The sequence below is a fragment of the Peribacillus sp. YIM B13477 genome (assembly GCF_042787955.1).
Lineage (GTDB): Bacteria > Bacillota > Bacilli > Bacillales > DSM-1321 > Peribacillus > Peribacillus frigoritolerans.
The window spans coordinates 93,604-107,364 of the sequence record NZ_JBHZPD010000006.1; the positions used below are offsets into that span (position 1 = coordinate 93,604).

Below are 13,761 nucleotides of genomic sequence, written 5' to 3' on the forward strand. Positions count from 1 at the left end.
ATACCTTTTCTCCTTGGTGAATATTCAGAAAATTATAAAAAAAGTCCCACTTTTGGCTCACACCCCGTTATTTAAGGTATTATTCTTTCTGACTAAAAAACTTAGAATAATCCCCAACTTTTAAGAAGATGGTGATCATGACTGAATGTGTAGCAAAAAGCACTTACATAAAGTAAGTGCTCAAATAGTCTTTTCTTTTTTTGTGGCCTGTTAAAGAGTAGGCAGGGGATTGTTACATTATTTCAACCATTAACTTTCGTAGTTAAAAGTCCTGATCTATTATTAAATTTTGACCCAGTTATTTTTAATCGCATGGATAACTGCTTCAGTACGGTCATTTACTTTTACTTTTTGGAGTATTCTGCTGACATGACTTCTTACAGTCTTTTCACTAATGAAAAGCGCTTCACCGATCTGGGAATTGCTTTTTCCATCTGTAAGCAATTGAAGGACTTCACATTCACGATTCGTTAACAGGTGGAGAGGGCGACAAAGCTTAAGAGATTGCTCAAAAGCTTCATCTTCTCTTAAGTGTTTTTCAGCTAATTTTCGATATTCATTCAGGATATTGTTGATTACCTTTGGATGCAAATAAGAACCGCCCTCCGCAACAAGATGAACAGCATCAATAAGTTCACTTGCGCTCATCTCTTTAAGCAGATAACCTATTGCACCGCTTTGAAGTGCTTCGGTTACATAATGTTCATCTTCACTTATGGATAAGATCATTACTTTTGTATTGGGGTTATTTTCGATTAGCCTGCGTGTTGCTTCGAGTCCATTCATTAGTGGCATACTGATATCGATTATGAAAACGTCTGGCTTATATTCTTTTTCAATAGAAGCTACTTCGATACCATCTACACCTTCGGCAATAACTTGAAAAGATTTTTCAATTTCAAGGATTCGTTTAAACCCTTCTCGGAAAAGTTGATGATCATCTATAATCGCAATTGTGGTAGTCATTTAGGCAGCTCCTCCTACCCTTCTAATTTTCTATATTATTAAAACGTTTATTAAACCTATTCGTAACAATGAAATGAAGCAAGTATACGGATTGTCCTAAGTATTAATTGGATGGAACCTATTCAGTTCATATCATTTCTTCAAGTTACGATTTAACCGAATAAGTATATCAATTTATCCTCTATATTATGGGGCATCAATTAGATTCCAATTAATTTTCCCGGTATAATTACCTATATAAACAAAAGGATCAATTTTTAGCAGTATACCTTTATCCGATTCCCAGTTAATCGATATATTTTGTTCATCCTGTGTAATCATTTCATAAACATTCGTCCCAGCTCCAAGCGCCATTGTTGTTTCAATTCCATCCTCATTAACAAACTTTAATGCATCCCTCAAAAAATGCCCTTGACTATCAGAGAATTCCTCCATTAATGTTGCTGTGAGACGCCATGAACTTCCCAATCCACGGGTATCTTTCACAAGGATCTCCCAATCATCATTTCTTTTTGAATAGGTTGGTTGATTTGGTACTTTCATATTTTCAAAACTAACATTTTCAGTTACACTCATGAAACTTAATTTTCCCGTTACATTGACGTTCACTACTTCAATATTTGATTTTCGACCCGTATCATCCACAGCATAAACTGAAACTTGATGCATGCCTATAGACAATTGATCTGCCGGAATGCTGTATTGATAGTTAATGTCTTCACCTTTGTTAGTAGAATTTGATACATTAGAAGCAAATTTTACAGGAGTATTACTGTCCACTGCATAATATAAATCAACTAGATTACTATCAAGGTCGTTCCAGCTGCCACTCATCGTATACTCAGTGCCAAAATCAACAGGAATTTCCCGATTAGCATCCGTTAACGTAATGGCTGGAGGACTTTCAACAATGATTTTCAACTTAGCGGAAACTGAATAAGCGCCTTTACCATCTTTTGCTGTGACTTGAAGATTATTTTCTCCTAATTTTAACTGATCTGATGTTATAAGATAGCTCCAATCTACCGGTTCAGTAGAACCTCCATTTTCTAGCACTTCGGATTTTAGCAACTCGCCATTTAAGTCATAATACAAGGTATTAGTGGAATCATCTGAATCTTTCCAAGTTCCTTTTGCATGATAATCTTCACCAACAGCTAAATGAATGGGACCTTCTTCAGTTATGGTCACTTCAGGTACATTGTTAGCTTGAATGACATAATCTACTGGATTCGTATTCGTTATATAGTTACTCCCCTCAAACTTAACTGTCTCAGTAACTGGCGTATTAACCTTTACTTGATTGACTTTCACTTTAAAGGAAATGGTCACATCGTTCCGATTGGTATTCATATTAGGAATACTAGCTGCTAAAGATTGTCCCGTCCAAAAACCATCATCCAATTCTCCTGAGCCGTCCCCTGATGATATTGCCATTGAGCCAGGAACATAGGAAACATGATCATTTAAAAAAGTCTTTACTATAATATCGGTCCAATCCTGTTTGCCGGAAAGATACTTCGCGTTTATCGTATAGGTTAGTTCCTCACCATTATTGGCCAGGGCACCATTGTCAACAACAGCACCATCTTTTCTCGTAATTGTTTCTTTCACTTCTGCATTTACTAGCCCTGGCACTTCTTCAAATGCAACACGATTGTTCTGATATCTAGATCCTGTTGAACCAGTAAACCCCCAATAGACTTGATCTGCACCAAAAATATCTTGTACATTTATTGGGATACTAACAGACGATAGACCTTCTAATTGATACGTAAGTGTTGAAGTTGTTGCATTCCAGTTAATGGTGAATTTACGCCAGGTATCATTCGATAAATTGCCAGGATATTGAGCACCATTATTTGGACCATCAATGTTATTATGTTTCATCGTTCTTCTATACTGAAAACTTGTGTAGTAATCGATATAAGTTTCAGCTTGACCTGGGTAGCTCCAAGCAACATGGGCCCCTTTGGTTGTATTTGTATCAAAATAACCATCGTTCACATTATTGTTTATAAAGGTATCAAACTCAACAGCAAAGCTTTTTTGAATGCCATCCGTTTTGGATGACCCGTGTGTCTGTCCAGCATAAACTCCAAGACCCGAACCACTGTGGGGGGATATGGCATTTGTGCCCCTTGAGTCATTATGCATAACAAAGGCCATACCATCTGCTGCGTTAGCTCCGCGATTCCCGAAATAGATATACATTGACGCTTTAAAATCTTTTGTTAAGTCCATTTTATTAGCTTCAGTCGACCAGATACCACCCTTTTGATTAGCAGTATCAGGGGTTACTTGAACGATATTACCTCCTATAACGGAGCTATTTGAACCGGTAGCGGGAGTAACGAATATACCAGTCAAATCAATTTTAAATGGAGGATTGCCGTTATTTGCTGCTTTAACATGCGCAGGGGCCAACCAACTGGGACTTGGTAGAATTAACCCCATTACTAACATCACGGAAAGGGCAGCACGAGGAAATTTCCTGTTACTCTTCTTCATTGTCTTCCCCTCTTTTTTTCTTTTTCAGCAAAATAATGATAATGATGATTAATGATAAAATGAACACAGCAAGTCCGATGAAAAGGAACGTATAATCTTTTTCTACTTCAATTGCTGTTTTATTTATCGCTTTTGCATCTGCACCTTTAATTTCAAAAATTTTATCAAATTTCCATGTTTGATTACCGTCTGTAATTGATAAATATAAATGGTATTTACCTGGTTCCAGTTTTTGATTATCCCAGGTAATAGGAAAGTCAAAATTAGAATTCGGTGCCATGGATAACTTACTTTTCTTCGTTGAGTGGAGCCTCTCTTTTTCTCCTTCCTTTGTAATACGTGCATTTACATCCAAGTTATTTATTATGACAGCTTCGGTATTTTGTAAATTCGCAGTAATAACCGTACGATAGTTCATCAACCCTGCTTGAACTTCATTTAACTTTAGTTTTGGCTTCACAACTTCATCCGTTCCGGTTAATTTCACGCCAATCACATACGAAAATTCATTTTTGATTTGAACTTTATTATTTTCTTTCTTTTTTTCCTCTTTATTTACTTCGTGAACATAGAATCCACCCAGAATAATTCCATCAAATGACTCTTTGGGCATTTGAATAGTAAAAGGCACTTTCTTTGTTTCTTTTCCTTTTATTACAATTTCTTGCTTTGGAGATATCAAATCAGAAAAAGCATATTTTAATGAGCTGTCTTTTTTGTGTCCATGTTTGCTATAGTCAATCACTCCATTTTGATTGGTAATAGCTGAATTGGGTTCGATCATTATCTTTTTTTCTTCACTAGAAGTGTTTTTAACGGTTAAAGATATCGTTTGTTTTGAACCTGGAGCCATCTTCAAGTCAAAATAGGTGAGCTTTTTATTAATTTGGTTTTTGGGGATATTGGCTTTTACTGAATACTCCATAGTACCAGCAAAGGCCACTTCATTAGTGGAAACAAATCCCAATCCAGTCAATAATATTAAAACCATAATGGATAACATATTTTTCATTTTTTCTATCCCTCACATCTCTAATTTCATGATGTTATTTTTCAAAAAAAACTTGGCTAAAATAATTAATTAAGCCAAGTTTTTTTAATTTAAATTTATTTCGGTGCGTCAGATAATTCCCATGTCATAGTAGCCGTATAGTTTTGAGCATCAGCGGATCCCGCCAAAACATTTAATTGTACGTTACTATTATCGCCTTCGGTACCTGAAAAAACATCTAGCCATGTTCCGCGACCTGCATCTACTTCAGCTAACATAAGTACTTTGGAATCTGAATTATCAATTACAACATCATTAGCAGTTGGTGGTGTGGAAACATTACTGGTTTGTGATTTCACTTGTCCATTTTTGAATGATAAAATAGCTCCTCTTAAGACTTCTCCAGAATCGCTTTTAAATTCTGAAGCCTTTGCTGTCAAAGACCATCCTTCCCCCGTTCCACGTTTATCTGAAACTTGTACAAAGGGATCCTTATTTTTAGCATTATAAGTCGTGTTTCCGCTCATGATTTTTTGTGTTCCAAATTGGATATTCGAGACATGGTCCAGAGTTAAAGCCCCAGCATTTCCAGTACCACCATTGCCTGGATCTTCCGGATCAATTGGACTTGGTGGATTAGGATTGTCCGGATTTGTAGGATCTACTGGATTAGTCGGTCCCTCATCTGCTATAAAGCCAATATAATTATTAGAAGTTGCGTCATTTATGACAGCCGCCTCTGCTGAACTTGTTGAAAGAAGTGTTCCGGCCATAATAATGCTGCCTACCGCTGATAGACTAAATGCTTTCATTTTTCTAATCTCCTATTTCGTTTATTTATTATTGTGGAGCGTCCACTAGACTCCAAGTTAAAGTCGATACATAATCCCCTGCTAAGTTTCCTGATGGAACAGAAATTTTAATTCTGCTTGGATCAAATTTATCTGCCCAAGTCCCTAATCCTGTGTTCATATCAGCTCTCATAAGGATTTGGGGATTAGTTGTTCCACTATCCGTACCTAATTGTACTTCCCTTAGTTCAGGTGGTGGAGAAACATTTCCTGGATTCGTCTCAGCAGTACCGATTGGTAATGTAACAATTGCACCTTTTAAAATTTTTGTGCCATCCGTTTGATCCATAAATGGTGAAGTTGCAACTTGCAAAGCCCACCCAACACCTGTTCCACGCTTATCGGTTACTTGTGCGTTAGGATCAATGGATGTAGTTGTATATTCTACGGCACCACTCGCTAATTGGTGGGTATCAAATTCTAAAGGTGAAACATTATCAATCGTTAATGAACCTTCGTTACCTGTTTCACCACCTGGTTCACTTGGGAAAATTGGATCAGTTGGTCCTGTAGTTTCGTCTCCTGGTGTTATCATAATATGACCATGAGAAGTTGCTCCAAGGCCATCTGTACTTCCTGTCACTGCATTGGGATCGATTGCTGCGAATGTAGGTGTCGCGAATAACAGTAATGCTGCTGAGGACATTAGTCCTTTAATTAAGGCTTTTTTGATACTCATTTTGTATTTCCCCTTTTAAATTTTAATATATGTTGAACATGACCATGCCTTTGATTTGGATGAAAAACCCAGTGCTTCGATAAAACACTGTTACCAATTCTACTAATAACTCCTCGTTTTCCCGTTGTTTTTCCCTCCTTGCAGTTATTTATGTTCAATGAAGAAATGAGTAGTATGTAGGGTAAAAGGAATGTCATGTGTTAATTACATTCTATAAAATAAATCGTTAGATCTAATTTCAAAAATGGGTTATGAGACTTCATATAAGAAATTAGACCTATAAATATTTACTTTGAATGGCTTAGGTCTGTTGTGATTTGTCGGGTTATGTAAATTTAACGCTAGAAGGCTAAAGAGGGAATAAGAAGCATATTTCACTTATTTAAATGAAATTTAGAATGATCATGATAAGAATGAAATTATTGTTTCAAAAAAGTTATATTTCAAGAGGAGGAAACACTATTAGAAGTTACGAAAAGGGGATTTGACATTAAATAATCAAAAGGGCTCATAGTTTCGATAAACGGCATATACTCTAGTCTAAATAAATTTATTGGGCTGTTTTTGTAAACGGAAATTTGTTGAAGTTGTTTTTGATGAGTTTTCCCTATGAAAATGCCGATTCGTATTGTGAATAAATATAAATTACCTTGTTTTGAAAGAGTTAAATGGATGCCTTATGAGAATGTTGAACAGAGCTTTAAAACGAAAGTTTTGAGATCATACTTGTCTGGTCAGGAGCAGCCCGAAAGATTTGCAGAAGATACAGCTGAAGGGGGGAGGGGGAGACACTTTTCCAATTAGCATAAGACTAATCGGAAAAAAGTACATAAGAGGACAATTGCTTTGGGACAAACTATCTTTAAAAATATATCTAATATGAAGTAGTATGCTCCAATAAAGAAATACTATAGGTATTTTCATGTCTTATACTTATTTCCACATACCCTCGACCCCTTATTTTTTTAGGTAAGTTTCACCGATTATTTTCGGCGGAACTTACCTATTTTTTTTAGAGGTTTTTAACTATGTGGGATGATGGGCAAATTTATATTGTAATTAGTATTAAATCAGAACAACAGAAACTTAACCAAAACTTCTCTACAGTTAAGATCATATATGTAAATTCTTTTTTGAGGTCTTGTTAGTACTAGCCCATAAAAACAGATGGATTTTTGGATTAGGTAATTCAATTATACTTCTTTTGCAAAAAAATACGTCCCAATTTTAATTTGTTTGGTTTCAACAAAGATATATTGTCTGAATTTTGAAGGGGTACTCTTTAAGAAGTGATGAATTTAATTGATGTATTATTTACTAACATTTAATAAATAATACTCAATTATTCTATCTACTTCATATTTAGATTATTAATAAGGAGAGTACGGAATGATATAAACTACACAAGAATTAGTATGTAATTTATATAAGCACTGTAAAGTGACAACTTGCCATTCATTTAGGGTGGGGAATGACTTATGTGGTTTCGGACGTTATTTGGGAATTGAAAATCAAGAATTTCTTTTTATTTTAGGAGCTCTTCATGATATTGGTAAATTAGAAATTCCTCAACAATTATTAAATAAAAAAGAAAGACTAACAGTACACGAATATGATGAGATTATGCACCATACAGTTTACGGAGCACAAATAGTACCAAGCATCCCCACTTCCCATCAGAAGTAAAATTACTTAAAGACAATGGAGCCCTTCAGATGGAATGGCTTCAATTTAGAGGGGGGGAAGAAGTTAATGTTAAACATAGGGGAACAAACAAAATTCCGGAATCTCCTCACAAGGCTCCGTTTGGTCCGGGTGTGCTATTAAAGAAAGGATTTCCTGATGAATCAGCTTCTCCTGTGTTGATTGATTACACTAGGGAATTTCACTATCTTAGCAAATATAATTTGATACTCATATTAACAAGCGAAATTAATTATTCTTTTCATTCCCTAGAGAGTAACTGAATGAAAAGCGCCTTAACCCCCCGTGCTTAACTCGTAGGACCATCCAATAGCAATACTTTCCCTTTGTATATAGAACTAGTTTAAAAATGGGAAGGCTGATAGCGATGGAGCATACATATACGGTGAAATTGAAGGTATGGGATTGTGGATTTTATAAGACTTACGAGGGAGTATTTCATAGGATTGGTGAGATAGGGTAATTATTAAACAAAAGCAGAAGTATGATTAGAATTGGCTTCGCTTTTGCAGCAATTGAAGTAGGTGAAATTGAAAACAGGAAGTAACGACCAGATTAATGATTCCATGGTAAAATTCGCAATCCTTTTAATAGATGTTCATCACCTGTATTCTGTATAATTACAGGTGGAAAGTCATAATGATACAGATTAAGCTATTTGCTTAACCCGTATCATTTTAATTCATCATATAACCTATTTAAAAGATCCTGTGAATCTTCGCCACTCATTATCTGGCCGTTCACTTTCGCATAGGGGGTTTTCTTACAAAGTTTACACTCACTCAAACATTCATATTCCTTATATTGAATCCTTGGATTCTCTAAGAACTTACCATAATCGGCAATTGTTTGTTCATTAAGGAAGCGGTCAAGATTATTTTGGCAAAATTCAATCTGGATTTTCGCCTTTTTTGAGAACACTTTGGATAACAAGTTTTTCATCATATCGCTTCTTTCATTATAAGAGTAAATATTTGTTATTTTGATTTTATCACTTCCTGAAACGAAATGCATGGTTGGTTCATCCGAATTCATTACAATTGGACTATCGGGAGAATATCAAGTAATTCCCTTGTATATATTGACACATGTCCAAGAAATGATAGAATAAGAATGGATGATAATGAATCTCATTATCACGAATGGAAGATCCTTGTAACTATTGCAACTTAATGAGTCCCATTTCAATAGGTGACTTAATGATAGTCTTTATTCAAATATATTTAATTAAAAATATTATCGCTGTATTAAAGTGAGATAGGAAGAGTAGGAAATGTAGATGAAGATAAGATATTTAGTCATGGCGTTAATTGTTCTATCGTTTACGTCATTATTCATTGGTGTAAAAGATATTACCCCCCTGGAATTATTGAATCTAAGTGATGATAAAGTGCAAATCATGCTGCAAAGCCGTTTCCCTAGAATGGTGACCATAGTCATTGCCGGTATTGTGATGAGTATAAGCGGTCTGATCATGCAGCAATTGAGCCGCAATAAGTTTGTGTCCCCGACGACTGCTGGTACCATGGACTCTGCAAGGCTGGGACTTCTTCTTGCCATTATCATTTTTCCATCGGCAGCACTTATTGAGAAAATGGCATTCGCTTTCATATTCGCTTTGGCAGGTACATTCTTGTTCATGAAAATTCTTGATCAAGTGAAATATAAGGATACGATCTTCATACCATTGGTTGGTTTGATGTTTGGTAATATCGTAGGATCGATCTCGACTTTCTTTGCCTATAAATATGATTTGATTCAAAGCCTCAACACATGGATGAATGGCGATTTTTCGATGATCATGTCGGGAAGGTACGAACTTATATATCTAAGTATCCCGCTAGTCATTCTCGCATACTTCTTTGCCAATAAATTCACTGTGGCAGGGATGGGTGAGGAGTTTGCTATCAATCTAGGACTCAATTATAAGTTTATAGTCAATTTTGGATTGATCATCGTGGCATTATCCTCCACTGTCGTTTTGTTAACGGTGGGAACGATTCCTTTCATAGGATTGATCGTACCGAATATTGTATCCCTTTACCTTGGTGACAATTTGAAAAAGAGTCTTTCTCATACAGCATTGCTAGGGGCAGTCTTCCTATTGATCTGCGATATTCTGGGCAGGATCCTTATATATCCATTTGAAATCCCGATCGGACTCGTGGTTGGTGTGATAGGAAGCGCCGTATTTATCTATCTGATACTGAGGAGAAAGGCATATGAATAATAAAAGTAGGATCATTGTATTGGCTGTTCTTGCAGCTGCTTTAACGGCAGGTTATATCTTTTGGGACCTTGGACCGAATTGGGATTATGCACTGCCGAGAAGGGTCATAAAAATCGTCGCCATCATCGTGGTAGGTTGTGCAATTGCTTTTTCAACAGTGATTTTCCAGACGGTCACGAATAATAAAATCCTTACGCCAAGCATTTTAGGGTTGGACTCCATGTATATGCTGATTCAAACGGGAGTGATTTTCATCTTCGGTTCAACGCATATCATGATCATGAATAAAAATCTCAATTTCCTGATTACACTTGCGGCCATGCTCATTTTTGCAAGCCTGCTGTTCAAGTTCATGTTCAAGAAAAACCGCAATATTTACTTCCTATTGCTGATCGGTATCATCTTCGGAACCTTATTCGGCAGCATGTCTTCATTCATGCAGGTATTGATTGACCCGAATGAATTCCAAATCATTCAAAATAAAATGTTCGCCAGCTTCAATAATGTCAACACGGACCTGTTAACCTTAGCTATTGTCCTCATGATTGCGGCAATGATATATTTCATGAGATTTTTGAAGTATTTAGATGTCATGTCCCTAGGGAGGGACCAAGCCATAAACTTGGGTGTGGATTATGATTTTGTCACGAAGCGGGTTTTAATCGTCGTTACGGTTTTAATTTCCATTTCGACTGCCTTGATCGGTCCGATCACGTTCCTCGGATTGCTTGTTGCAAATGTGGCTTATCAATTCATTAAGTCCTATCAGCATAAACATATCCTCCCGGGTGCAATGCTGATCAGTGTGATTGCCTTGGTCGGCGGCCAATTCATTGTAGAGAGGATCTTCACGTTTTCCACGACCTTAAGTGTCATCATCAACTTTGTCGGCGGTGTCTATTTCATCTATCTTCTATTAAAGGAGAATAAATCATGGTAGAAGTGAAAAATTTATTCAAAAAATATAATAATAAAACGGTTGTCGAGGATGTTTCCATTGAAATAATGAAAGGGAAAATCACATCCTTCATCGGTCCCAATGGAGCGGGTAAAAGTACCGTCCTTTCGATGATCAGCCGTCTCATTACCCGGGATTCAGGAGAAGTCCTTATCGAGGGTAAGGATATGGGGAAATTCAATAGCAATGAACTTGCGAAAAAGATTGCCATCTTAAAGCAGGCTAACCATATCAATATCCGTTTAACGATTCGTGAACTCGTCGCCTTTGGCCGTTTTCCTTATTCACAAGGAAAGCTGACGAAAGAGGATTGGAAATACGTCGATGAAGCGATTGAATATATGGAACTTGCTGACATGCAGGATAAGTTTCTTGACCAGCTTAGCGGCGGGCAGCAACAGCGGGCCTTCATTGCCATGGTCATTGCTCAGAACACGGAGTATGTGCTTCTTGATGAACCGCTGAACAATCTTGATATGAAGCATTCCGTCCAAATCATGAAGGTATTGAGGAGATTGGCCGATGAATTGGGGAAAACGGTCATCATCGTCATTCATGACATTAATTTTGCATCCTGTTATTCCGACTATATCGTCGCATTGAAGGATGGCAAGGTTGTTCATAATGGGCCAACCGAACAAGTCATCAATTCCAATGTTTTAAAGGAAATTTATGATATGGATATTGAAATCCAAAGTATCAATGACAATAAGATCTGTGTGTACTTCACATAAGACAATTCCAAAATTGGTTTTAAATTACTTCAGTATTCATAGCCGTCCAGAAGTCCCCCCGTACGCTTCTTAGGCAGTTAAGAGTTGGCGGGCGCCCAAGACTTTAGCCGCCTCCTGTTCATCTGGCAGGAAAAGTGATGAAGGTGAACTCTGTGATGGTGAGGATTCAATATGTAATTTTAAATAAAAAAATTTTTTCGAGGTGACCATAATGATCAAGAAATTATCCTTACTGCTTTTGGTTGCAATGCTGGCTGTAGTGGCTGTAGCTTGTGGAGCAGATAAAGAAAAAGAAGAATCAAGCACGAAAAAAGAAAGTGCTAAAAGCGAAGAAATTACGGTTAAGCACCAACTAGGCGAAACGAAAGTGAAAACAAACCCTGAAAAAGTCGTTGTATTCGATATGGGTACTCTTGATACTCTTGATAAATTAGGTGTGGAAGTAGCAGCTGTTCCTCATGATGGACTTCCGGAATACCTTTCTAAATATGAAGGTACAACTGAAAATGCCGGTGGATTAAAAGAGCCTGACTTCGAAAAAATCAACGAAATTGCTCCAGACCTAATCCTTATTTCTGGCCGTCAATCTGAAGCATATAAAGAATTAAGCAAAATTGCCCCTACTGTTTTTGTAGGTGTGGATACAACAAAGTATATGGAATCGTTTGAAGAAAACGTAACACTTTTGGGTAAAATCTTCGATAAAAAAGACGAAGCAGCTAAAGAATTGGCAAGTGTGGAAGAAAACATTAACGCTTTGAAAGAAAAAGCCCCGACTGACAAAACTGGTTTAATCGTTCTGGCAAGCGGCGGAAAAGTAAGTGCTTACGGACCTGATTCAAGATTTGGAATCATCCATGATGTATTCGGAGTACCTGCAGTGGATGATAAATTGGAAGTATCGACACATGGTCAAAGTATTTCTTTCGAATACATTGCTGAAAAAAATCCAGACTACCTATTCGTTGTAGATAGAGATGCGGTTGCCGGTGATGGAGCTGCAGCAAAAAAAACGATTGAAAATGACATTGTAAAAAATACAAAGGCATTTAAAGAAGGTAACATCATTTATCTAGACCCTAACTACTGGTACTTATCAGGCGGCGGTTTAGAATCTGTTGACGCTATGGTTAAAGAAGTTTCAGAAGGCATTAAGTAATAAATATGATGAAAGATGATCCTGTCCCCGATCGAGGGGCAGGATTTTTTATTTTTTATAATAAAGCTGGATGAAACAAATATACTAACAAAGGGGAAGGAAAGAATTTCGGCAAAACACAGGTAAGCTTATAATAAGGCGCCCACAACCCAATTAAGGGGGAATGGGAAAGGACAAGGTCTATATTCCGCCTGTTGCCCCTGCTATGGCTTATATGGGCTGCAATAGTCAGAATTTGACCCTTCAGCCAAAATGAAAAATTCAGTTTCTTCCTATTATACTGTCTTTTGCATCCTTTCCGGTTCCAGGAGCGATTTGAAATTGTGATTTATGTTAAATTTGGGAAATTGCATCTTTTATGGATGATAAAAATATTATGATCTCCACTTCAAATTATCGGGGGGAATTCGGTGGATTAATATTTTTTAGGAAAAATTATTTGAAAAAGCTGAATAAAAAAGCCGGAGGGGAATGATGTCGATACTTCGTGCAATCCATTTGTTATTTTATGGGATTTCAGAGTGGCTGGACGCTTATAATTAAAAGGTTAAACTTTTACAGGCACGGGGTTTCAAAAGTGCGGATGAGAAAAGCATCCATGTAACTGGCAATCCATTTTAAACTGTCGAATTATCGGGAAAAAAATCCTGGGATATAACCATAGCTTTCTATAATTGAAGGTTTATATCTTTACATATTTTGTAATGTACTGGTTTTTTTATAAAGAGTCGTTTATAATGGTAAAAGCCTGAAGGACGTTAAAATATTTAGTGACTGCCATCCGCAGTCACACCAAAAAATTACGGTAATATTTATTGGATTAAGACATGTAGTTCCTATATATTTGTTATAGGTGCGCTGAACATTCGAGACGGGCGAAACTCTGTTATTTTTTCAAAGGCTTGTTCATAAGCTAAAGAAGTATTCTGGATATAAGAGTTATGGATGTGACAAAAGGTGGTTTTCACAATCTTGACT

The 13,761-nt window shown here is 36.7% G+C and carries 13 protein-coding genes; 7 read left to right on the forward strand and 6 right to left on the reverse strand.

The genetic code is table 11. The features are described from left to right. Positions 1-282: 282 nt before the first annotated feature. The 5 genes from ACFX4H_RS18115 to ACFX4H_RS18135 all read right to left on the reverse strand — a co-directional run bounded on the left by ACFX4H_RS18115 (position 283) and on the right by ACFX4H_RS18135 (position 5,998). Complete coding sequence (locus ACFX4H_RS18115; protein ID WP_328130388.1) at positions 283-966, reverse strand: response regulator transcription factor; 684 nt, start codon at positions 964-966, stop codon at positions 283-285. 186 nt (positions 967-1,152) lie between these two features. Then, positions 1,153-3,477: an L-type lectin-domain containing protein gene (locus ACFX4H_RS18120; RefSeq protein WP_377435976.1), complete on the reverse strand. Its 2,325-nt coding sequence runs from the start codon at positions 3,475-3,477 to the stop codon at positions 1,153-1,155. After that, positions 3,464-4,489 carry a WxLIP family cell surface protein gene (locus ACFX4H_RS18125; protein ID WP_377435977.1) on the reverse strand — a complete coding sequence of 342 codons (1,026 nt, stop codon included), beginning with the start codon at positions 4,487-4,489 and terminating at the stop codon, positions 3,464-3,466. The genes ACFX4H_RS18120 and ACFX4H_RS18125 overlap by 14 nt, the downstream gene beginning before the upstream one ends. 95 nt (positions 4,490-4,584) lie before the next feature. Continuing rightward, a complete protein-coding gene (locus tag ACFX4H_RS18130; protein WP_377435978.1) occupies positions 4,585-5,280 on the reverse strand; it encodes a WxL domain-containing protein in 696 nt (231 codons plus the stop codon). A 28-nt stretch (positions 5,281-5,308) separates the two neighbouring features. Next, positions 5,309-5,998, reverse strand: a complete 690-nt coding sequence (locus tag ACFX4H_RS18135; protein WP_241636536.1) for a WxL domain-containing protein — start codon at positions 5,996-5,998, stop codon at positions 5,309-5,311. 609 nt (positions 5,999-6,607) lie between these two features. Between ACFX4H_RS18135 and ACFX4H_RS18140 the strand changes: the two genes are divergently transcribed. From ACFX4H_RS18140 to ACFX4H_RS18150, 3 genes are all read left to right on the forward strand, one after another. Further along, the gene (locus tag ACFX4H_RS18140; RefSeq protein ID WP_377435979.1) at positions 6,608-6,802 is read left to right on the forward strand and encodes a hypothetical protein; all 195 of its coding nucleotides are present in this window, start codon (positions 6,608-6,610) and stop codon (positions 6,800-6,802) included. 636 nt (positions 6,803-7,438) lie between these two features. After that, a complete protein-coding gene (locus ACFX4H_RS18145; protein WP_377435980.1) occupies positions 7,439-7,684 on the forward strand; it encodes an HD-GYP domain-containing protein in 246 nt (81 codons plus the stop codon). 29 nt (positions 7,685-7,713) lie between these two features. Then, positions 7,714-7,965 (forward strand): hypothetical protein, encoded by a 252-nt coding sequence (locus tag ACFX4H_RS18150; protein WP_249598381.1) that lies wholly within the window; start codon positions 7,714-7,716, stop codon positions 7,963-7,965. A 409-nt stretch (positions 7,966-8,374) separates the two neighbouring features. Here ACFX4H_RS18150 and ACFX4H_RS18155 read toward each other — a convergent pair whose 3' ends face one another. After that, on the reverse strand, positions 8,375-8,716 hold the full coding sequence (locus ACFX4H_RS18155) for a DUF1450 domain-containing protein (RefSeq protein WP_323602455.1): 342 nt from the start codon (positions 8,714-8,716) through the stop codon (positions 8,375-8,377). Between the two features lie 265 nt (positions 8,717-8,981). On the opposite strand from ACFX4H_RS18155, the gene ACFX4H_RS18160 reads away from it, so the two are divergent. From ACFX4H_RS18160 to ACFX4H_RS18175, 4 genes are all read left to right on the forward strand, one after another. Next, complete coding sequence (locus ACFX4H_RS18160) at positions 8,982-9,932, forward strand: ABC transporter permease (RefSeq protein WP_377435981.1); 951 nt, start codon at positions 8,982-8,984, stop codon at positions 9,930-9,932. Further along, positions 9,925-10,872, forward strand: coding sequence for an iron chelate uptake ABC transporter family permease subunit (locus tag ACFX4H_RS18165; RefSeq protein WP_034310068.1), 948 nt, complete (start codon positions 9,925-9,927; stop codon positions 10,870-10,872). The genes ACFX4H_RS18160 and ACFX4H_RS18165 overlap by 8 nt, the downstream gene beginning before the upstream one ends. Continuing rightward, a complete protein-coding gene (locus tag ACFX4H_RS18170; protein ID WP_034310071.1) occupies positions 10,866-11,624 on the forward strand; it encodes an iron ABC transporter ATP-binding protein in 759 nt (252 codons plus the stop codon). Before ACFX4H_RS18165 ends, ACFX4H_RS18170 begins: the two co-directional genes overlap by 7 nt. Positions 11,625-11,838: 214 nt before the next feature. Further along, a complete protein-coding gene (locus ACFX4H_RS18175; protein WP_483878269.1) occupies positions 11,839-12,783 on the forward strand; it encodes a siderophore ABC transporter substrate-binding protein in 945 nt (314 codons plus the stop codon). Positions 12,784-13,761: the final 978 nt, after the last annotated feature.